This is a genomic window from Enterococcus hulanensis (assembly GCF_005405485.1).
GTDB lineage: Bacteria > Bacillota > Bacilli > Lactobacillales > Enterococcaceae > Enterococcus_A > Enterococcus_A hulanensis.
The window spans coordinates 1-23,273 of record NZ_BJED01000011.1 but is presented as its reverse complement, the minus strand read 5'-3'; the positions used below and the strand labels follow the sequence as shown (position 1 = coordinate 23,273).

15 protein-coding genes are annotated in these 23,273 nt (G+C 39.6%); 13 read left to right on the top strand and 2 right to left on the bottom strand.

The window, feature by feature from the left end:
* Positions 1–74 precede the first annotated feature (74 nt).
* The 4 genes from metG to FFR60_RS12920 all read left to right on the top strand — a co-directional run bounded on the left by metG (position 75) and on the right by FFR60_RS12920 (position 3,508).
* A complete protein-coding gene (metG, locus tag FFR60_RS12935) occupies positions 75–2,084 on the top strand; it encodes a methionine--tRNA ligase (RefSeq protein WP_137664474.1) in 2,010 nt (669 codons plus the stop codon).
* A 195-nt stretch (positions 2,085–2,279) separates the two neighbouring features.
* Positions 2,280–2,756, top strand: a complete 477-nt coding sequence (locus tag FFR60_RS12930; protein ID WP_137664473.1) for a hypothetical protein — start codon at positions 2,280–2,282, stop codon at positions 2,754–2,756.
* Positions 2,757–3,155: 399 nt separating this feature from the next.
* The gene (locus FFR60_RS12925) at positions 3,156–3,341 is read left to right on the top strand and encodes a hypothetical protein (RefSeq protein WP_137664472.1); all 186 of its coding nucleotides are present in this window, start codon (positions 3,156–3,158) and stop codon (positions 3,339–3,341) included.
* Between the two features lie 17 nt (positions 3,342–3,358).
* On the top strand, positions 3,359–3,508 hold the full coding sequence (locus FFR60_RS12920; protein WP_171004932.1) for a hypothetical protein: 150 nt from the start codon (positions 3,359–3,361) through the stop codon (positions 3,506–3,508).
* 71 nt (positions 3,509–3,579) lie between these two features.
* Here the strand turns inward: FFR60_RS12920 and FFR60_RS12915 are convergent, their stop codons facing one another.
* Positions 3,580–4,092 (bottom strand): type 1 glutamine amidotransferase domain-containing protein, encoded by a 513-nt coding sequence (locus FFR60_RS12915; RefSeq protein WP_137664471.1) that lies wholly within the window; start codon positions 4,090–4,092, stop codon positions 3,580–3,582.
* A gap of 566 nt (positions 4,093–4,658) precedes the next feature.
* On the opposite strand from FFR60_RS12915, the gene licT reads away from it, so the two are divergent.
* Positions 4,659–5,501 (top strand): BglG family transcription antiterminator LicT, encoded by an 843-nt coding sequence (gene licT / locus FFR60_RS12910; protein ID WP_088933526.1) that lies wholly within the window; start codon positions 4,659–4,661, stop codon positions 5,499–5,501.
* Between the two features lie 96 nt (positions 5,502–5,597).
* Positions 5,598–7,499: a beta-glucoside-specific PTS transporter subunit IIABC gene (locus FFR60_RS12905; protein WP_137664470.1), complete on the top strand. Its 1,902-nt coding sequence runs from the start codon at positions 5,598–5,600 to the stop codon at positions 7,497–7,499.
* A gap of 42 nt (positions 7,500–7,541) precedes the next feature.
* Here the strand turns inward: FFR60_RS12905 and FFR60_RS12900 are convergent, their stop codons facing one another.
* Positions 7,542–8,459 carry a MurR/RpiR family transcriptional regulator gene (locus FFR60_RS12900; protein ID WP_137664469.1) on the bottom strand — a complete coding sequence of 306 codons (918 nt, stop codon included), beginning with the start codon at positions 8,457–8,459 and terminating at the stop codon, positions 7,542–7,544.
* Between the two features lie 219 nt (positions 8,460–8,678).
* Here FFR60_RS12900 and FFR60_RS12895 point away from each other — a divergent pair, with 219 nt between their 5' ends.
* The 7 genes from FFR60_RS12895 (at position 8,679) to FFR60_RS12865 (ending at position 23,133) form a co-directional block, all read left to right on the top strand.
* Positions 8,679–10,070 carry a 6-phospho-beta-glucosidase gene (locus FFR60_RS12895; RefSeq protein WP_088933523.1) on the top strand — a complete coding sequence of 464 codons (1,392 nt, stop codon included), beginning with the start codon at positions 8,679–8,681 and terminating at the stop codon, positions 10,068–10,070.
* 18 nt (positions 10,071–10,088) lie between these two features.
* The gene (locus FFR60_RS12890; protein ID WP_137664468.1) at positions 10,089–11,519 is read left to right on the top strand and encodes a 6-phospho-beta-glucosidase; all 1,431 of its coding nucleotides are present in this window, start codon (positions 10,089–10,091) and stop codon (positions 11,517–11,519) included.
* A gap of 358 nt (positions 11,520–11,877) precedes the next feature.
* Complete coding sequence (locus FFR60_RS12885; protein ID WP_137664467.1) at positions 11,878–15,078, top strand: vWA domain-containing protein; 3,201 nt, start codon at positions 11,878–11,880, stop codon at positions 15,076–15,078.
* Between the two features lie 682 nt (positions 15,079–15,760).
* Complete coding sequence (locus FFR60_RS12880) at positions 15,761–17,254, top strand: AcpB/EbpR/MafR family transcriptional regulator (protein WP_137664466.1); 1,494 nt, start codon at positions 15,761–15,763, stop codon at positions 17,252–17,254.
* A gap of 331 nt (positions 17,255–17,585) precedes the next feature.
* Positions 17,586–20,768 (top strand): vWA domain-containing protein, encoded by a 3,183-nt coding sequence (locus FFR60_RS12875; RefSeq protein WP_137664465.1) that lies wholly within the window; start codon positions 17,586–17,588, stop codon positions 20,766–20,768.
* Between the two features lie 2 nt (positions 20,769–20,770).
* The gene (locus FFR60_RS12870) at positions 20,771–21,487 is read left to right on the top strand and encodes a pilin N-terminal domain-containing protein (RefSeq protein WP_137664464.1); all 717 of its coding nucleotides are present in this window, start codon (positions 20,771–20,773) and stop codon (positions 21,485–21,487) included.
* Between the two features lie 5 nt (positions 21,488–21,492).
* A complete protein-coding gene (locus FFR60_RS12865; protein WP_137664463.1) occupies positions 21,493–23,133 on the top strand; it encodes a SpaH/EbpB family LPXTG-anchored major pilin in 1,641 nt (546 codons plus the stop codon).
* The last annotated feature ends 140 nt before the right edge of the window (positions 23,134–23,273 follow it).

Sequence of the window (23,273 nt, the reverse complement as noted above, 5' to 3'; positions counted from 1 at the left end):
CACAATCCATTTCTTAAAAGCTAAAGGCTTTTGTGGTATACTACGTAAGAATCTATTTTTAAAGGAGGAGCCTCATGGCAGAGAAAGAAACATTTTATATCACAACGCCTATTTATTATCCAAGTGGCAAACTGCACATTGGGAATTCTTATACAACGATTGCCTGTGATGCGATTGCTCGCTACAAACGCATGATGGGCTTTGATGTGTTTTATTTGACTGGGGTCGATGAACACGGACAAAAAATTGAAAAGAAAGCCGATGAGCTTGGCGTGAATCCACAGGAATATGTGGATAAGATGGCGGCGGATATCAAGAAATTATGGAAGACGTTAGACATCAGCTACGACAAATTTATTCGGACAACGGATGATTATCACCAAGCGGCGGTCAAAAAAATCTTTGATCAGTTGTTGGAACAAGGCGATATTTATCTAGGTGAATACGAAGGCTGGTATTCTGTATCTGATGAAGAATACTTCACAGAAACACAATTAGACGAAGTTTATCATGATGATGAGGGCAACGTGATCGGCGGAAAAGCGCCAAGTGGTCACGAGGTCGAATTGGTTCGCGAGGAATCTTATTTCTTCCGTATGAGTAAATATGCGGATCGTTTATTGGAATATTACGAAGAGCATCCGGAGTTTATCCAACCGGAATCTCGTAAAAATGAAATGATCAACAACTTCATCAAACCAGGCTTGGAAGATTTAGCAGTATCACGGACGACCTTTAAATGGGGAATTCCAGTTAACGCAAATCCTGAGCATGTAGTTTATGTATGGATCGATGCGTTATCAAACTACATTACTGCATTAGGCTATGGTTCTGATGACGATAGTCTATTCCAAAAATATTGGCCGGCAGATGTTCAAATGGTCGGAAAAGAAATCGTCCGTTTCCACACGATTTATTGGCCAATCATGCTGATGGCGCTGGAATTGCCATTACCGAAAAAAATCTATGGTCACGGCTGGTTAATGATGAAAGACGGCAAAATGTCTAAATCAAAAGGCAATGTCGTTTATCCTGAAATGTTAGTAGAACGTTATGGCTTGGATGCTGTTCGTTACTACTTATTAAGAGCGATCCCATTTGGTTCGGATGGTGTGTTTACGCCAGAAGATTTTGTTGCTCGCGTGAATTACGATCTAGCCAATGACTTAGGAAATCTATTGAACCGTACAGTTGCCATGATCAATAAATATTGTGATGGTGTCGTACCGGCGTATAAATCATTAGTTACCGATTTTGATAGTGAGCTATCAACGACGGCTGCCAATGTGGTAAGCCGTTACCGTGAAGCGATGGATAAAATGGAGTTCAACAATGCGTTGGCAGAGGTTTGGACTTTGGTTTCTCGTGCGAATAAATACATCGACGAAACAGAGCCTTGGGTCTTAGCAAAAGATGAAGAACGCAAAGCAGAACTAGACAGCGTAATGGTTCATTTAGCAGAAAGTCTGCGGATCGTAGCGATTCTATTGCAGCCGATCATGACGCAAACACCAAAACGTATTTTTGAACAATTAGGATTGAACGCGGACATGATGAATTTAGCAACGATTCATTTCGGCGAGTTCCCAGAAAATACGAAGGTAACACCAAAAGGCAAACCAATCTTCCCACGTTTAGACATGGATGAAGAAGTTGCTTATATCAAAGAAAAAATGTCTGAAGGCAGTCAGCCGGAAGAAGAAAAGATCAAATGGAATCCAGAAGAAACAGAACTTGTTTCAGTCAAGGATAAAGAAATCAAATTTGATGTTTTTGACAAAGTCGAACTAAAAGTTGCCGAAGTCATGGAATGTAAAAAAGTCGAAGGCGCCGACAAATTATTACAGTTCCGTCTAGACGCAGGCGACAAACAAGATCGCCAAATCTTATCTGGAATCGCGGAATTCTATGCAGATCCAGAAAGCTTAGTAGGTAAGAAATTAATCATTGTAGCCAATTTAAAACCACGTAAAATGCGTGGGGAGATCAGTCAAGGGATGATCCTTTCAGCTGAAGCTCCAGACGGCACATTGAAAGTCGTAGAAGCACCAAATGACATGCCAAACGGCGCGATCGTTGGCTAAAAGTTATCAAAAAGGGACGAAACTCCACGAGTTTCGTCCCTTTCTTAATGATTAATTTTTTGTAAGCATACAGTTACGTTTCCTTTGTCAATAGATACCGTGGTTTTGATTGGGCAGAAAATACTTCCTTCAACGCTAGGATTTACCAGCCCAGTAATGCTAAAATGATTAGACTAAAATAAAAGAGGTGCATTTATGGAATTTAGAATTATTGAACTTCCGCCATTTAAAGCAGCTTCTTCGGGCTTGGATAGTAATGTTGATTTTTCTGAGCAAGGAGTTTTAGGCAAATTCGATGCTTATTTCTCTCAACTTGTTTCTGATCCGCGAGACTCTTTTGTGCCGCGAGATTATCTTTGCTTTGATGGCAAAAGGGGTGGAATGCTCTGGCTGTATGCGTTAACTGACGAGCAGGATGCTGGTGATTTTGAAGTGGTTGATTTTGAAGGCGGCCTTTTTTTGACCTACGTTTATGAAGATGGGGATGAGGCTGCCAGTCAGAGATTATTTAACGAGGCTAAAGAATACATCGAAAGTCTAGCTTATCTTGAGTTAGACATTTCTGAAAAACGCTTAATGATGGGTCATATTATCACTCCACAGGAAATTGTCGAGAAGCAGGGTTGGGCACAAATGGAAAGTTTTATACCGGTAAAATTATTAAATAATTGAAAAGAATCAGAAAATGTTCAATTGCCATATTTTTAATTACCAGAAAAGTGTGTTATAGTTAATTAATACGAAAAATATTTTTATGCGACAACTTTAACTCATTTTGATGAAATTTAATCAAACTGGCGTAACTATAGGGTTACAAGGATGTATTAGAAGGATTTGGGAATACATCGTTTAAACGAGAAATAGTTAATTTTTAGTAATAGTCAACACCCTCAGCTTTAGAATAATAAATATTGATTAGTTAGATAGCCCGCTCTTAATTGAGCGGGCTATCGTTCATTTTTGGGATGAAATAAATGATGGCGTTTACAAAGCCGTTTTGCATTTGGTAAAATGGATAATAATCTTTTTTGGAGCGATATATCGGGGTGTTTGAAAAGGAGTGGATTGGATATGGTAAAAAACTATGAGGCATTTTTTAAATTCTCGTTGGTTTTGATGCTGCTGGCATTTTTTATTTCCAACTTCGCGGATACAGCTTTGCTGGAATTTGCCAAAGGGTTTTCGACAGCACTATTAATGGTTAGCGCGTTTTTTAAAATTAGAAAAGAGTCAGCGAATAAAACAAATTCTTATTAAATGAAAGGAGCGATTTTATGACGTTTAAACAGATTATCATTTTTACGATCAAGGAGTTCAATAAGAACAAGGAAAAGGATGGATACCTTCCGCAAAATGGAACGGTCATTAATGCTTTTGTAAGTTCGAACGGCTTGAACAGTGTGGCAGTAGGTTTCGTAAAATAAGCAGAATTTTTTAAGCATTTGTTGATAATTGATTCAAACAAAAAAGGACTAGAATTCTAGTCCTTTTTGATTTATGCGTGCAGGATTTCTACAATTTTTTTATTAAAATCAGGCAGGTCATCCGGTGTACGACTGGTAACTAATTTGTTATCCACCACAACGGGTTCATTTTTGACGATCGCACCTGCATAACCGACATCAGGGCGGACGGTTGTATAGGCAGTCATCGTGCGGCCTTTAGTAAGACCTGTTTGGATAAATAATTGTGGTCCATGGCAAATAGCGAATAATGGTTCATTTTTGTCTAGGAAATAGGTTACAAAAGCGACAAAGCGTGAATCACTCCGTAATTGATCGGGTGAGAATCCACCAGGGATCAATAAGGCATCGAATTCTTCAGGTTTTACTTCATCGATTCCTTTATCACTGGTAAATTTGTTTCCTTGTTTGCCAGTAATTTCTTGATTGGCTTCAAAGCTGATCAAGGTTACTTCGTTTCCATCATTTTCTAGTGCTTCTTTTGGAGAGGACAGTTCAACATCCTCAACTAAATCTGTAACAAGTACTGCAATTTTTTTGGTCATTGAAATTTCTTCCTTTCCTTTTTCTTATATTTAACACTAAAGGAGAATCGTGAATAGTTCAATTAATCTGTTTGCTATTTTTCTTCTTAAGCTTCACTTAAGGTTCGTGCGTTACTTTAATTATACCAACAACATGTTTTTTTTCATTTCGCTAGTCATTTCTGTGACTAGCCCTTTTTTTTGTAAAAATCTGTTCATTTCATCGCTTTTTTCGCGAAACTAACCATAGTAAGTGAGCGGATTTTGATTTACAAGAAAGGGGAGGATAAAAATATTTTTTGTAAAACCTGTTGACAGCGCTTTCTGCATTTGTTAAGCTAACTTTGAATTAAATAGACCAAGTGATGGATAGTGATTGTTTAAATACAAGCTAAACCTGATGATGTGTACGATTTATTTGTCGTGCCCTCATTGGGTTTTTTTGTTGCTCTAAAACAGGAGGTGACTTTATAAAAAAGAACAATCTTGGGTTTGACAACGATTACAAAGATATCTATCATTTTAAGTGAACGAAGTCAGTGGAAATGATTTTTAGTAGCGAATGTCACAGAACGGAGGAGCATTGGATGCAGATTCAGAAGATTTTGAATAACAATGTAGTCATCACGACCGATCAAAAAAATAACGAGATCGTCGCGATGGGGCGTGGTCTAGCCTTTCAGAAAAAAATAGGGGACGAGATAGCCGAGGAGGCGATCGACAAAACCTATCACCTTGCGAATAGTGATTTGTTCCATAAGTTTCAAGAATTGTTAGTAGATGTTCCGATTACCTATGTAGAAATCGCCAATGACATCATTGATGAAGCGAAGGTTACATTGAAAAATCCGTTGAATGACTCGCTATATATATCGATCACTGATCACTTATACGCCGCGATCCAACGAGTGAAAGAAGGCGTTCGGGTTCGGAATTTATTATTGTGGGATGTTAAGCGTTTGTTTCCAGATGAATTTTCAGTTGGCGTGAGCGCGGTAAAAAAGATTAAAGAACAGTTTGGAATTGATCTAGGAGAAGACGAAGCGGGAAATATCGCTTTGCATCTAGTGAATGCGCAAACGGAAAGTGATAATGAAGACGCCTATTTGATGGCGGAATTGATGCAGGAGATCATTCAAATTACCAGCTATTATTTTAAAGTTCAACTGGATGAGGAATCTGTCTACTTCTATCGTTTTACGACGCATTTACGTTTCTTTGCTTCTCGGATTATGAGCCATCGGCAACTGACTGATGAAACAGATGACGAACTGCTTTTGATTATTCAAAAGAAATATCAAAACGCCTATCAATGTGTAGAACGAATTGCTGATTTTATTAGTAAAAAATATCACTATGAAATGTCAAATGACGAGAAATTATATTTAACGATTCATATCGCACGATTAGTACAAAAAGTAAGCCAATAGAATTTAGACGCCGTCTGCTTTACACATAAATCCCGGGTTGTTGTTTAGTAAGAAGGCATACATTACGAAAAGACTAGTTATTTAGGAGGAAGAACAGTGGGTAAATATCATGATTTAGCAGAAAAAATTGTCGCAAATGTTGGCGGCAAAGATAATATCAGAAGCCTGACACACTGCATTACACGCTTACGATTTAAATTAAAGGATGAAGGCAAAGCCAACGAAGAGGCTTTGAAAAACATGGATGGTGTAGTAACTGTCATGAAAAGCGGCGGTCAATTCCAAGTCGTTATCGGAAATCACGTACCGTTAGTGTATGCGGATGTTTTAGATGTTGCGGGAATTACCGGCGAAGCTAGCGAAGAGGATGAAGGAGAAAAGGGGAATATCTTCAATCGCTTGATCGATGTGATCTCTAGCTGTTTCCAACCATTCTTGGGAGCATTGGCAGCCTGCGGGATGTTAAAAGGGTTCAACGCGTTATTCTTATACTTCAAGTTATATGAAGCAGGCAGCGGGACTGATTTATTTCTTACTGCAGCCGGCGACTGTATCTTCTATTTCATGCCAATCGTTATTGGGCTGACAGCTGCTCGTAAGTTCAAGGTTAGCGAGTTTACTGGTATCGCAATTGGTGCTGCATTGGTTTATCCAACGATCCAGGCTTCGGCTTTAGGTGCTGGCAAACCAATCATGACACTTTTTGCTAACACGGTTTTAGAAAGCCCAGTATTTATTAAAGTCTTCGGTTTGCCAATTATCGCTAACAACTATACAAGTAGTGTGGTACCGATTATCTTAGTTATCTGGTTTGCGAGCCATATTCAAAAATTAGCGAAGAAAGTCATTCCTGAGTTGGTTCAAACATTCTTGGTTCCATTGTTTACGATTTTGATCTCAGTATTTTTCGGATTCCTGATTATTGGTCCAGTAATTACGTTCTTGACGAATATTCTAGGCAGCGGATTTACTGCATTGTATGAATTCTCTCCAGTTCTAATGAGTGTTGTCGTTGGATTCTTCTGGCAAGCCTTGGTTATCTTCGGCTTACACTGGAGCTTGATCCCGTTAGCGATGATCAATCTTTCAACATTAGGTTTTGATACGATCTTAGCGGCTTCATTTGCGGCCAGCTTTGCTCAAACAGCGGTTGTATTCGCAATGTTCTTCAAACTAAAAGACAAAAAATTAAAAGAGCTTTGTATTCCAGCAGTTATCTCAGGGATTTTTGGTGTAACAGAACCGGCAATCTATGGATTAACATTACCTAAGAAGAAACCTTTCTTGATTTCAATGATCGGTGCGGCGATTGGTGGATTGATCACTGGATTATTCGGAGCGAAAAGTTTTATCATGGGTGGTTTAGGTGCTTTTGGTTTTGTAAGCCACATTGATACTGCAAACAATGACGTTAGCAGCATGATTACACAATTTATCGCAGTTGGTGTAGCGATGGTCTTCAGTTTCGTAGCAACGATGTTGTTCTGGAAAGATGATGAAGTAACAGAAAAAACAGAAGTTCAAAATGAAATGGGCGTTCGTAAAGAAATCGTGACTTCACCTGTTCAAGGCAATATGATGCCGTTAGAAACAGCGAAGGACGAAGCTTTTGCTCAAGGTGCGTTAGGTAAAGGTGTAGTGATTCATCCGACAATTGGTGAAGTAGTGGCTCCATTCGATGGTACCGTGATGACGCTGTTCCCAACAAAACACGCGATTGGGTTAATTTCAGATAACGGACTAGAATTATTGATCCATATCGGTTTAGATACTGTTCAATTAGATGGAAAATATTTTGAAGCACATGTAGAACAAGGGGCAAAAGTGAAACGCGGAGATAAATTGGTCAGCTTCGATATTGAAGCGATCGAAGCGGCTGGCTTCAGCGTTGAGACACCAGTTATTGTAACGAACACGGCTGATTACTTAGACATTATCGAATCAGACAAGCAAGAAGATGTTTGTAACAGTGATGAGCTGTTGACCGTATTAGTCTAGTTTATTGAAGCAAAAAAGAGTTCGGGGCAAACGCCCCGAACTTTAATTTGGTCGAAATGACTCAGTAAAGTGGATCATTGACTCTGGTGATTCGGCCATGATGGCTGAACTGGTTTTTCGATTATCAACCAACTCGCTGATAGCGATCAGGTGATTGAGATTTTTTTGATAATCCTCTGCGAAGACGCAGCTGTATAAGACATCCAGCAAATAGCAGATAGAGGAATTGATCGTGAAATTGGCGATCTTGGAATACAGCCGTTCACGTGTTGTCATGCGTAAGACGGCTTGGCTGACCGACGCTAATGAATTTTCACCAATGCTGGTTAAAGCGATGATCGGAATGTTCTGCTTTTGCAGGATTTTTGCGATCTGCATGATAAAACCATTTTCACCGGTATAAGAAATTAAGATGGCGCAGGTGTCTTCTTGACTATTGAAGGCCTCATAAGCATCTTCGCCCATTGTTTGGCTAGTGACGACATTTTTTTTGATGCGGCGCATTTTCAAGGCGAAATCTTGCGAAATCAGTAAATTGGCGTTGCTGCCGAAGATTTTGATTTGTTTCGCGTTCAATAAAAGCTGCTTGGCTTTTTGCAGATCGTCGTGATTGAGCAAGCTCAAGGTGTCATCGATCGTGGATCGTTCTAAGGAAGCCATTTTATTGGCGATCGTCATTAATCCATCGTTGCTTTGGAATGGGAAATTGGCATCGACATCCTCAAAGTAGGTTTGCAGATAGGTTTGTTCAGCTAAAAATTCTGTCCGCAGCTCAAGCCAGCCCTTGTAGCCTAATTTTTTTGCTACACGGATCAAGGTAGAAGGATGAACGTAGTTGGCTTCGGCAATTTCCTTAATCGTCAGGGGTTCAATTGCGGTTCCTTTAGCTAAAATAAATTCTACCAAAGCACTTTCTGCGTTGGAAAAATCTGTTTGTTTCATTTTTTCCGATAATAGCATGGCGAGCCCTCCTTATGTTTACATTCATTATAGATTATTTGTAAACATCTGTATGCTTATTTTAGAGACTTTGCGAAAAAAATCCACCTGAATTTACAAAATAAATCGTTTTCAATCCTCTTTTTGTAAATAGAGGTGGAATAATTTGTAAACGGATTGAATAAAAAGTTTACATCACTGATAATTAGATTGTAAATAAAAATAGAAGGAGTCGATCGAATGTCAGCAGGAGTAAAAATCGCTACGATTGGTGGAGGAAGTAGTTACACACCAGAATTAATGGAAGGTTTTATCAAACGTTATGATGAATTGCCAGTTCGCGAGATCTGGTTAGTCGATATTGAAGCAGGTCGTGAAAAATTAGAAATCGTTGGAGCTATGGCTCAACGGATGTGGGATGCTTCTCCTTATGATGTAAAAATCCATATGACTTTAGACCGTGAAGAAGCCTTGAAGGATGCAGACTTTGTTACAACTCAGTTCCGTGTAGGGTTGTTAGAAGCGCGGATCAAAGATGAACGTATTCCAGCTTATTACGGGATGTTAGGTCAGGAAACAAATGGCGCTGGCGGTATGTTCAAAGCGTTCCGGACTGTTCCGATCATTTTAGAAATCGTTGAAGATATGAAACGTTTATGTCCAGATGCTTGGCTGATCAACTTCGCAAACCCAAGCGGTATGGTGACTGAAGCAGTTGTTCGTTATGGTAAATGGGACAAAGTCATCGGCTTGTGTAATGTACCAGTAATGGCAACGATGGTGGAACCTGAAATGTTAGGCAAGCAGCCTGATGAATTGATTTACAAATTTGCTGGCTTGAATCACTTCCATTGGCATAAAGTGGCTGATGACCATGGTAAAGACGTAACGATGGATATTATCAATAAAATGTACGAAGGCGACGAAACTGGAATGCCGAAAAATATCCATGATATTCCATTCCCAAGAGAGATTTTGGAACAAATGCAAATGATTCCTTGCGGGTATCACCATTACTATTACCAAGAAGAAGAAACCCTAGCACACGCTTTGGAAGAATACAAAACAATTGGAACGCGTGCTCAACAAGTGAAGAAAACTGAACAAGAGTTGTTTGAATTATACAAAGATCCGAAATTGGATTACAAACCTGAGCAACTACAACAACGCGGCGGCGCTTATTATTCTGATGCGGCTTGCGAATCAATTGCTTCTATCTACGCAAACAAAAATACGCAATTGGTTGTTTCTACTAAAAACAATGGTGCTGTGCCAGATCTTCCAGCAGACTGCGTCGTTGAAGTTTCTGCTTATATCGGCGGACAAGGTGCTCGCAACGTAGCCTTTGGCGAATTGCCAACAGCAGAACGCGGCTGGCTGCAAGTTATGAAAGCAATGGAATTATTAACGATCGAAGCAGCAGTTACTGGGGATTACAACACTGCTTTGCAAGCATTTACGATCAACCCAATGGTTCGTTCTGGTAAAACAGCACAACGTATCATGGATGAATTATTTATCGCACACAAAGATCACTTGCCAAACTTCAAGGAAACGATCGAACGCTTAGAAAAAGACGGCATCGAAGTACAAGATGAAGTAGCTCGTGAATTAGATTTAGAAAAAGTTTAGAAAGCAGGGAAATCATTAATGGGATTTAGAAAAGACTTTTTATGGGGCGGCGCAACAGCTGCCAATCAATGTGAAGGCGGATATGACGAAGGCGGACGCGGTCTGGCAAACGTCGATTTAGCACCAGTTGGTGAAGATCGTTTTGGCGTTATCGCTGGTAAAAAGAAAATGTTCAATTTTGATGATGAGCATTTCTATCCAGCAAAAGAAGCGATCGATATGTACCATCATTGGAAAGAAGATATCGCGCTATTTGCCGAAATGGGCTTTAAAACCTATCGTTTATCATTAGCTTGGAGCCGGATCTTCCCTAAAGGCGACGAAAAGGAACCTAATGAAGAAGGCTTGAAATTCTACGAAGACATTTTCAAAGAATGTAAAAAATATGGGATCGAACCATTAGTAACGATCACGCACTTTGACTGCCCAATGCATTTAGTTGAAAAATATGGTGCATGGCGCAGCCGTGAATTAGTCGGCTTCTACGAAAACTTGTGTAATGCAATCTTCACTCGTTATAAAGGATTAGTGAAATACTGGTTGACCTTCAACGAAATCAATATGATCTTGCACGCTCCATTCATGGGCGCAGGGTTATACTTTGAAGAAGGCGAAAACGAAGATCAAGTTAAATATCAAGCGGCGCATCATGAGTTAGTAGCATCAGCTATTGCTACAAGAATCGCCCATGAAGTAGATCCAGAAAACCAAGTCGGCTGTATGTTAGCGGCAGGTTCTTACTATCCATATACACCAAAACCTGAAGATGTTTGGGAAGGCCGCAAAGAAGAACGTGAAAACTACTTCTTCATCGATGTACAATCTCGTGGCGAATACCCAGCATATGCGTTGAAGGAAATGGAACGTAAAGGGATCGAAGTGAAAATGGAAGAAGGCGACGAAGAGTTGTTGAAAGCTCACACTGTTGACTTCATTTCATTCTCTTACTATTCATCTCGTGTAGCGACAACCGATCCTGAATTGTTGGAACAAACTGCTGGAAATATCTTCGCATCTGTGAAGAACCCGTACTTGGATTCAAGCGAATGGGGCTGGCAAATTGATCCTCTTGGATTGCGTATCACAATGAACGATTTGTATGATCGTTACCAAAAACCATTGTTTGTTGTAGAAAATGGACTGGGTGCTGTTGATACACCGGACGAAAACGGTTATGTCGAAGATGATTATCGTATCGATTATCTGGCACAGCACATCCAAGCGATGAGAGATGCAGTTGATCAAGACGGCGTTGACTTATTGGGCTACACAACTTGGGGTTGTATCGACCTTGTATCTGCCGGAACTGGCGAAATGAAGAAACGCTATGGCTTCATTTACGTGGACCGCGATAACGAAGGCAACGGAACCTTGAAACGCAGCAAGAAAAAATCATTTGATTGGTATAAAAAAGTAATCGAAACCAATGGTGAAGATTTAAGTAATTAATATGGAACCGAAACTTGTTTATTTGCAAGTTTCGGTTTTTTTTTGCGTAAATTTATAATAGAAGAAAACAATGTTAAGAAAAGCGCGTGATAGCGGGATTTGTAAGCTGTCACGCGCTTTTTATTTGCATTCTCAGCAACGAATAATTCTAATTCTTTATTTTTTTTAATAAAAATGAGTACCCTTTACTTTAATAATGAAAAAAGAAAAAAGTTAATAAAACGGAAGTGAAATAAAAATACGCTCAACAGCAGTGTATATAGGGTTTTTAATAACTTAAACATTTTTTTTTATGAAAAGTAAAAAAAAAGAATATCTGCTATTCTGAAGAAGAAAAAAGTGAATGGAGAAGCAAAGAATGAAAAATACAGTTTTTTGGGTATGTCTATTTATCCTTTTTTCAATTGTTGCTGAAATGGCCCTAACGATCGTGACTGTTCACGCAGATGCAGGGATTCAGTTAATTGATGAAAGAGATTTAAAGCTTTCCTATATATATATAGAAGAAAAGAATCAGCTCGTTCTGGATTTTGAACATAAAAGCGAGGAGCGGCAGCGCTTAAAAATTAAAATTACCGATGCGATGGATCAAGTGATTGATTATTCCGAGGCGGCCCACATGGTAGAGGAAAGTGGCTGGCTGCTGGAAGAGAATTTTTCAGGCGAAACAGCGGGGAAACTAACGCTTGATTTGGCGAGCACTGCTGGAAAGCATCAGCTATATGTCCAAATGGATCAACAAAAAGTGACTGATAATGACCAAGTAACGATCGAGGAGAATATTCTAGAACGGACGGCACCGTATATTCTCGAAACAGCGACCGCTGAACAAGGAAAAACGTCAGCTTCTGAAAAGGCGAATACGAAAGCAAGTTCTGCAGGGATCGAAGCAAGTTCAGAAAAATTTATTGGCCCAAAGGAAACGAAGATTAGTCAGACGGGAGCATCCGCTAGTAATAAGGCGGCGAGTTCGATGTATAGTCCGATCTATACGAATAAAGTACCGCAGTACAAAACAGATAAGAAGGGAACTTACCCAGAGTTTGCCTGGCAGCCGGAAGGGCAAACCAATGTGCTGAACCATCAGGGAGGGATTGAAAATCAAACCGGTTGGGACAATGTAACCAGCTGGAATGTAGCAGCAGATAATCATGACCAATCCTATATCAAATATGGTGAGGATGTGGCAGATCCAAACATTCAGCTGCGAAAATATGCTCAGCAAACGGATAAAGAGGATGAGTTTAAGATCAAGCTGAATGTTCGCGGCAATACGACTTATAAGCCTGGTGTCGATATCGTCTTTTTACTGGATAATACTGGCTCAATGACAACGAGAGCGGTGAGTAATAAGGAAGATAGTGTCAAAGCGTTAGGAAATATTCTCGATGAAATCGAAAAAGTAGCTGACCCCAGTACCGGCGGCATTCGCATTGGCGGGCATATCTTTGCCAGTTACGATAAGCAGCTTGAAGGAGAATGGAATTGGACCAGAGAGCAGACCCATCATAAGTTATCCAGCGATCCAGCCGATTGGCGCAAGCTCGAGTCATCTTATGAGTCGTTGCACGCTACAGGTCCTACCTTTACGCAAAGAGGATTGCAAGAGGCTAAAGATATTTTTAATGATCCGGAAACGAATACCGGACAAGAGCGCCACAAATTACTGTTTATTTTGACGGATGGGGCGCCGAATTCAAGCTGGAAGCCTGTGACAGCAGAAAAAAATGATTCCCTTTTCTATGATCCGACCTTGGTCACTAGTTTTGCCAGCGGGACCAAACCAGATTACTCACCAGGTTTAACGTTAGGAGCCGAGGGGAATAAAACCATATTCAACTCCCCATTAAATTTAAATGGGCAAAGAATTTCGAGTCATTTGACTACGACGAACTCGACAGCTTACCAACTGAAAAGTGAAGGAATCGAGATTCATAGTTTAGCATTAAGGATTACTTCTGATGGGAAAGACCACAGCATATCAGATTTACTAAAAGGGTTATATAAGATGGCGACAAGAAAAGCGAATGCCGATGAAGGCTCTGATAAGCAGTCCGATTACTTTTTTTATCATGCCAAGAATTCCTCTGAGCTGACGGAATATATCAAGACTTGGTATCAACGAATTATCCGGACGGTGGATAAAGGAGAGATCGCTGATCCGTTAGGGGATATGGTCGAATTCGTGAAGGAGGATGGCAAAACGCCGAAAATCACTCAAGTCGATAACGGTGCTCCGAAAATCGAGGCAGCCGATATGCCGAGCGTTTCTACATCTACCGATCAAATCAACGTAGAAAATCTCAACATGACTGCCAATCAGGAGATTGAGCTGGAATATACTGTGCGCTTAAAAACCGATGAGATCGAATCGAATAAATGGTACCAAACCAATAAGACAACTACGCTGAAACCAACTCCGGAACGGACAACTGATTTGATCGAATTCGGCAGTCCCTCGGTTCGGCTGCAGAAGACGGATTTTGTTATTCCGGTCAAGAAAATCTGGTCGGATACTTATCAAGGGAAATCCGATTACTGGGGGCTGAGACCAGATAAGGTCACGGCGACTTTGCAGAAATGGGACGGCAACGCTTGGCAGGACGTCGAATCCATAGCGTTGAATCCCGGTAATAATTGGGCAGCGACTTTTTCGGCGGTCAAAGGCAGCGATGAAAATACGTATCGCGTAGTGGAGGATGAACGAATAAACGGTTATAAAGCGCCGACGATTAATCAAGACAGCTTCAACTCGGAGACGATCGCGGCTGAAGGAATTAAGATCACGAATGAATTGCTGCGGGGAAGCTATTCGTTTAATAAATACATGGAAGATGGGAAAACGCCATTTTCTGATGATCTGCCAAAATTCCAGATCAAGCGCAGCGATGGAAAAGTTCTCGCGGAGGATGTGACACCAAATAGCGCCGGAGAAGTCAGTTTCGGCGAGGTGCCGATCGGTGTCTACACAGTGGAGGAGACGTATGTTCCGGTGGGTTTCCAAAAAATGGCGAACTTTGAGCTGAAGGTTACGGAGGCAGATTCTGCGACTTCACTTGTTTTTAAGGTGAATGACAGCACTGAACCGTATAGCGTTGTCAATAAACTAAACGATTTTTTATTGCGTGTTAAAAAAGTTGATTCACAAGGAAATCCGCTGGAAGGAGCGATTTTCAAATTAACTGGTCCAAATTATGAAGAAACACTGTCAGGCGGACCTGAGTTTACTTTCACTAAGTTGCGGCCGGGCAGTTACAGCTTGAAGGAAATCGAAAATCCGGACGGCTATCAACGAATCCAAGAACCGATCACATTTGAAATCGCGCTCGATGGGAAAGTGACGATCACGCCTCATGAAGATGCTGTTGGAATCGGCGGGGTAACTGAAGAGGAAAATCGGATCGTGTTGAAGGTGACAAATAAGAAGGTGAGAGCAGGCGTTTTGCCAAGCACCGGCGGTATGGGAATTCGGGCATTTCAATGGGCAGCGGGCATACTGGTTATGGGCGGTATTCTGTTGACGAGCCTTTCTCTATATCTTAATAGAAGGAAAAAGTAAAGTTTGGTCAGAATCCCGAAAATAAAATTTAAAAGAGTTTAAAAGTTGATGAAATGCTTTTAAACTCTTTTTTTTGAAAGATATTTAAAGTTTTTGATTCAAATATTTTAATTAGTTTCTATAATTTGAGTATTTATAAAATTAATGTCTTATAAAGAAAAAGATTTAAATAACTTCATAATGCAAAAATCTTATTATCCAAAAGCTTTTAAAGTGTTTACAATAACTGCAAATAAAATATCAACGAAAAAGCATCAATAAATAAGATTCGTTATCATATATATATAAAGAAAAATAGTAAAAAAATTGGGTTTTTCTTGCGGGAATTAACTCGAAAAAAAGGAGTATTTGTTTTTAGGAACAAATTTTTTTCAAAAAAATTAAATACATAGGTTCACAAGGCCGAAATTTTCAAAATATCAGTAAATAAGAGGGGGAATTATCCAAAAATTTAATAATCAAAAAATGATTCTAAAGAGGCAACTTTTTTAGATAGAAAGCTCCTCTTATGAATAGGATCTGAGATAAGGGCATCTCAGGCAACAGATCAATGAGAGGACGCAGTTGGTAGGGAAAAATTAGTTCGGTGCATGCGCAATGTGTTGATACTAATGCTTTTTTTAACTTTTGAGAGAGGGACATGAGGCATTAAAGGGAGTATGGAAGAAAAGGGGATGAGGAAATGGATTTTAGAGAGGTTTTAGGAACAAGCAGTTTACGACGTCTGCGCTTTGTTGAACTACTCTATGCAAGTCAAGTCGGCTTGCCAAGCGATCAACTGCTTGAGGAACTAGAGTGTTCATTGCCTATCCTATTAAAGGACGTCAAAATGATCAATGATGAACAAGATGATTTTCATATTGAAAAATTTAAGGGGCTTTACCAAGTTCAAGTCAAACCGCATGTAAGTATCAATCGGTTATACGCAGATGTTCTTCAGCAATCACCAGAGTTCCAGATTATTGAGGAATTACTTTATGAAAAATGTTCGAGTATCAGCGATCTGGCTGAGAAGCTGTTTTTGAGTGCGTCGAATACGCAGCGCTATTTAAAAAAGGTCGAAACGGCTTTCAAAAAAGCCGGAATCAAATTGGATTATCGTCCATTACGGATCGAAGGTAAAGAGAGTGTCATTCGACATTTCTACTATCGTTACTTTTTGGAAAAATCTGACCGCTTAGAATCGTTGTTTGTTGATTTGAAGGATTACCAGATCAAGGCGATCACCGACTTAGTGGATCAGTTTATCCAAGTCAATCATTTGGAAAATCGTCATATTTTCAGGAAGCGCCTTAGCTACAACATCTATATCAGCCTGTGGCGGATCAAAAACGGCCGACACTATCCTGAGAACGATCTGATAAGTCCGTTGAGCTTGCCTGATGAAGAAACCTTAGAAGCTTTCGAACGTATGGCTTTGGAGGTCTTTCGGGTTCGCTTGACTAAAGAAGAGATCAAGGACTGCTTGTGGTTGTCTTATGCGGATATGCTGATTTTTAGCGAAGACCAATGGAAATCGGCGATGAAGCAAAGCAGAAGCTATCGTGATATGTATCAGAAGCATCATGAACTAGTGGAAGATTTCAATCGCCTGATTGGCCGCTCGCTTGATGAGCTGGAGCGCAGTGAGCTGACGATCGTCTTAGTCAATGATCAGCGGATGTATTTGCCTAAGGGAAGGTTTATCGATATTTTGTACCGTCAACGGGGGATATTCCTAGAGAAGATGATGGAGACTCATTATCAAGCGGTGAAGAAGGTATTGAAGATTGCGGAAGCTTTTGTTAAAAAATATCGGATCTATCAAGAAAATGACTTTGTTTGGAACTACGCTTATCTATTGATCACGATGGTACCGCAAAGTTTGAATCTGCTGGCAACCAATGACCATCCGTTAAAGATTTTACTGCTTTCTGAATTGTCGCCGACAGAAGAAACCTTTTTGGCTGAGCAGATCGAAGAACGGATCTATGGCAATTTCAAGATTCATTTTGTCGAAGAACGGTCACGGGATACACGAATCGATCGGCATGAATTGGCGAAGTACGATGCTTTGGTCACATCCAGCAGTGTCGAGGAAGTGCCCTATGATTACCCAACAGTGATCATCGATCCTTTCTTGACTAGTCAAAATATCGTGCAGCTGCAGCAGCTGATCAGTGATTTATCTGGTTGATAGGTGAGGATTGAAGATTAGAACAACTAAATAGTCATTAGCTGGAAAAAGGCTCGCAAACGTAAATGTTTGCGAGTTCTTTTTTTGACGAAAACTGTCTCGTTGTCAAATGATATATTTTTTTTTAAGCAAATGAGGATTAGATAATAAAAATTAATATTAAAAAAATGGATTGAATAACCGTTCGATTAATTTGGACTTGAAAATAGCAAACAAAAAACTAAGTGTAATAACAAAAATAATTTGAAATACAGAAAAACAAAGAAAAATAATATCGGCTATTATTGTCGTAGAGGAAGACAGCAAGGGAAAAATGAAGGGAGGGGAAAAAATGAAAAAGTTAAATCTGTTCATGATTTTTGCAATGCTTCTTTCCTTAGTTATTAGTTTAGCTCCGCTAGTAACGACGGTACATGCCGAAACGTTGAAACATGAATTAATCGATGAGAAATTTCTAAAACTTTCTTATAGTAGTGAGTCGAAAAAGAATTCGAATGAGTGGCACTTGAATTTTAAAAGAAGAAGTGAAACGACGGATACTGAGCAGCGCTTAAAGTTTAAGCTAACTGATGAAAAAGATCAGGTCGTTGCTTATCCGCATGTCAAACATATGGAAGCAAAAGAAGACTGGCTCATGGAAAAAGAGTTTTCAATGGAAACGGAAAATCAGATTACGATTGAATTGTCCAAATCCGTAAAGAAACTTAATTTATATGTTCAAATGGATCAACAAAAGGGTGATGAGCTTGAAGAAAATATCCTCGATCGAAAGAAACCATTCATTTTAGTGGCAGAAGAGGTTGCTGAAAAGCAAGAAAGCTCTGAAAAACAGGCTGAGACAAAAGAAACTTCTAGTAGTAAAGGAGGAGCAAAAGAACAGACGGGTGAGACAAAGGAGTTAATTGGACCAAAACTGACAAAAGCCAGTCCTCAAGCAGCAAGGGCAGGTATGAACCTGATGTATAAACCACTATACACGAATAAAAAGACACAGTACAAAAAGGATGCAAGTGGAGAGTATCCTATATATGCTTGGCAGCCGGAAGGTCAAACGCATGTCAAAAATCATCAAGGGGGTAGTGAAGGAACCCCGGTTACTTCTTGGGATGGAGAAACTAGTTGGGATGTCACTGGGGATAATTACACGAGCTCTTACATAAAATATGGAGAAGCGTCAAATCCCAATTTATGGATGCGTAAATATGCGCAACAAACAGATAAAAAAGATGAGTTTAAAGTGAAATTAAATGTTCGCGGGAATACGATCTTTAAACCCGGGGTGGATGTGGTCTTTCTATTAGATAATACAGGATCAATGACGGAATACGGCAGGAAAAAAGCAGCCGTAGCAGCAGTTAAACAAATTGTTGGAAATTTGAAAAAGGTTGGTGATCCGAACTCTAATGCGATTCGTGTCGGAGCCCATGTCTTTGCTAGTTACGATCCAGGTATTGAGAAGTGGGCAAGAAGTGATACCCATCATAAGTTATCCAACAAGCCAGCAGATTGGGATAATATAGTAACTTCTTATAGTAATCTAGGCCCAACAGGACCAACGTTTACCCAACGAGGATTGCAGGAAGCGGCGGATATTTTAAATGATCCAGCATCAGATATTGGAGAAGATCGGCACAAACTATTGTTTATGCTGACAGACGGGGCACCCAACTCTAGTTGGAAGCCGTTGACAGCTGAGCAGAACAGTTCCCTATATTTTGATAAAACCTTGGTTACTAGCTTTGATATGGGGACTGCACCAAATTACAAAAAAGGAGAACTGTTAGGATCAACTGGAATTTATACCAGATTTAATGATCATACTTTAGATGTAAACAATCAAAAAATTAGTAGTCATTTAACGACTACAAACTCAACTGCCTATGAATTGAAAAGACAAGGGATTGAGATTCATAGCATTGCTGTCCAAATTTCTTCTCCGAGTGGTGACCATACTGTATATCAATTACTCGAAGGTATGTACAAGACGGCGACTAAAAAAAATAATGCTACTGGTGATGCCCAAAAAGATTACTTTTTCTACCATTCAAATAACACGAGTGATCTTACTAAACAGTTTGATGAGTGGTACCAAACGATTATTCGAACTGTTGATAAAGGGAAAATCATTGATCCATTAGGGGATATGGTAGAGCTGGTTGGAGAGCCAAAAGTCACACAAGTAAGTAATGGTGCTCCTTATTTTGATACGGAGACCAAGCCGGCAATCAAGAAAACGAATAACGATCGACAGATTGAAGTCGAAAATATCAACTTAACCGGCGGGCAGGAAATCGAAGTGGAATATACGATTCGCCTGAAACCAGAGGCAGTATCTAATCAGTGGTATCCAGCTAATAAGACGACCACATTGGCGCCGACCCCTGAACGAACCAATGACTTATTGGAGTTTGGAATCCCTTCTGTACGAGTACAATTAGAAGACTTTGTGATTCCAGTCGAGAAGGTTTGGGCAGGAGATGACAATGATTATTGGGGATTACGACCAAATAGCGTCAACGCTGTATTACAAAAATGGGATGGATCTGCTTGGACAGATGTTGAAACAAAGACATTAAATCCAGGAAATAATTGGAAAGCTGAATTTTCAGCAGTTCAAGGAGGTGCCGACCACAAATATCGAGTGTTAGAAACGCTGCGGAAGAAGGGCTACAAACAAGCGCGAGTCAATCAAGAAAGCTTTACTTCAGAGAATCTCGTCGCTGGTGGTATAAAAATTACGAATGAAATGCTGAAAGGCGAATACAAATTCTTCAAGTTTTTAGAAGATGGTGCAACACCTTTTACTAATGACTTGCCGAAATTCACGGTAAAGCAAAAAGGAACGAATAAGCTTCTCGCACAAGATTTAGAACCTAATTCAGCAGGACAGGTAACGGTCAGTGACTTACCAATAGGTGATTTTATAGTAGAAGAAACGTATGTGCCTTTAGGATTTAAAAAGATGCCGTTCTTTGAAATAAAGGTTACTGAGAATAATCCGCCGACATCATTAGTCGCAAAAGTTAAGGACAGCACAGATGCCTATAAAGCAACCAACATATTGAATGACTTTTCTTTACAGGTAGAGAAAAAAGATGCTGAGAATAAAGCTCTTAGCGGGGCAACCTTTAAGCTGAAGGGACCAAGTTATGAAAGAACAGAAGTAACTGGACCAACCTTTAATTTTAGTGGGTTGAAGGCAGGCAGTTATGAACTAGTTGAAACAAAAGCGCCAGATGAGTACAGCATTATCCAAGAACCGATCCGTTTCACTATCAAGCAAGATGGAAAAGTGGAGATTTCTCCACATCCGAATGTTTCTGGATCAGGTGGGATAAATGGCGGCGCAAATACAATCAATCTGAAAGTTACGAATAATAAGGCCAAAGCGGGGATACTTCCAAGTACAGGAGGAAAAACGTCTCAAGTTCTATTATTAGTAGCGACGGGACTTGTTGTCTCAGGAATCTGTTTAGGCAGCTTCTATTTAATTCATAGTAGAAGGGAGGGCTAGGAATGAAAAAAATCTTTTTACTCATTCTAGTTCTACTTCTAGGAACCTGTTCGCTCGGCTCAACCGCCAGAGCAACAGAGGAACAAGTAGATTTATGGATTCATACATGGTCAGAAGAGGGGAAGAAGGTAGAAGGAACGGAGCAACTGGGATTTGATGTGTATGATTTGACCAAATGGCGTGAAAATCGTAGGGGGGATGAAAAACAGGACAAAGAATACTTATTAAACACTTATTCAACAAAAGAAGAGTTGCAGTCATTTGTAAAAGAGGAGCAATTAGTCAAGTTGAATCAAACGCCTTATCCAGTAGATGGCAGCGGAAATGTATCATTCAGTGTTCCTCGTTATCAAGAGGAGAAAGATGCAGCATATATGATTTTAGCCAATGGCGAAACAGGAAACTATCATATGCTGCCGATCATATTGTACTTGCCGCAAACCCATCCTGAAACAAAGGATGAGGCACAACGTTTATTGATTTATGGAAAGTATCAAGATGTTACCCAAGAAGTCGAACCACCGGAGGAAACGACTGAAACAGAATCATACACTACCTCAGAAAATCCGGGAATCGAGAAGGATTTCCCTTCATCCGGTAAGGAGTTTCCATCAACAAATGATTTGGTTCGGGACTATACCATTCTTGGTTTGATACTCATGAGCATTGGTTTCATAGGATTTAAAATTATAAAAGAAAGAAAAAAACAAGGGGGATAAGAAATATGAAGAGCAAGGGATTTTTAGTTAGATTATTGATGGCGCTAGTATGTTTATTGCCAGTCGGAATTGGAATGTTTAGTTTAGGAGATTCGGCTTTTGCGGCCGATACCGTTGATGTGACGTTGCACAAGAAAAAGATGGATGAGTTTCCAACTGATTTAACGGAAAACACAGGTTTGGAAGATCCGACTTTTAATCAATATGCAGGATTACCAGATATCACATTTAGTGCATGGAATATTACCGATGATTTTTATGGTCAACTAAATGGAAAGTTGACTGGTTCAGAAAATGAAGCTGAGTATAAAGCAGCTGTAAAAAAATTGATGTTAGAATTTCAGTTGAATAAGTCAGCGGCAAAAAAAGTAGGAGCTGATCAAACGACTGACTCAGAAGGGGAAGCGATATTTTCTGATTTGCCAACCCGTAATGAGAAGGGACTCTACAATATTTACTATTTTGAAGAACATCAAAAACCAGGTGTTGAGATTGGAACACCAGTGATTTTAACCTTGCCAGCGATTGATCCTAGTGATGCGAGTCAAATCCATGATATTCACTTATATCCTAAAAATAAAGTGAAAGGTTTGGATGTAGAAAAAGAAGTCATTGATGATAATGGAAATAAACGGGAAGACACGGATCAAGATGGAGTACATGATTATGAAATTGGGAAACAAATCCATTTCCGTGTAAGTTTTACTATTCCAAGTCAAATTGGTGAGATTCTTGACTCTAATGGCACACTAAGTACTCGTTACACTAAATTGGAATTTAAAGATAAACTTGATAAAACTGGTGTTAAGTTTGAAGGTATCGACAAAATTCAATTTGATGGAAATCCGGATGAAAAAGATTCCTTCCTTAAGGATCATGCAGTCTTAAAACCTTTTGGCGATAAATACCCTTATGGAGAGGCAGCTGGATTTGAAATCAAAACTAATTTGAACAATGCAACAAGTAAAGGATCAGGTAAAGCGAATTATGATAAATCGGAAAAAACGGCTAAGTACTTAGCTAAATATGCAGGGAAGAAAATGGAAATTTATTATACAGTTTCATTTACTGAATTTACAAAAGTGGATGAAGAAATCAATAATAGATTTACTGTAACTTTTACAAACGATAAAGTTACAGATGAAGATGAGTATAATCCAGAAATCCCAGCGATTATTACTGGTGGTAAGAAATTCCTTAAACGTGATGTTGACAATGAACTAGGCTTAGGTGGAGCGAAATTCGTAGTTATCAAGAAAGATGCACAAGATAATGAATCTTATTTGAAAATCAGTAACGGAGTAGTTGATTGGATTCCTGTTGGAACAAATGAAAAGTATGATAACGCTACTCAGTATACTTCAGAAAATGATGGTAAGTTTAAAGTTGAAGGGCTTTCGTACGGAACCTACTATTTACGAGAAATCAAAGCACCAGATGGATTTAACAAATTAGATGGACTTGTAGATTTTGTAGTTGAAAAAGGCTCGTATGACGATAACTTGGAACTAGAAATTGATAATGTTAGAAAAGACGGTTTCTTACCATCTACTGGTGGAGCAGGGATCATTGCATTCTTGATCATCGGGGGCGCATTAATGAGCTTTGCAGTTATTCGCTACCGCAAATCACAACACGCAGCATAGTCTGACAAGTGAATAGCTATTGAGATGAGGCAGAACTTCTTGCCTCATCTTTTTTTGACTGGCAGAAAGTATAAAATTTTCACATGAATAAATCGCTTTGTAGCGGGTATATCCATGTCTGGCTTCACGAACTAGCTTTT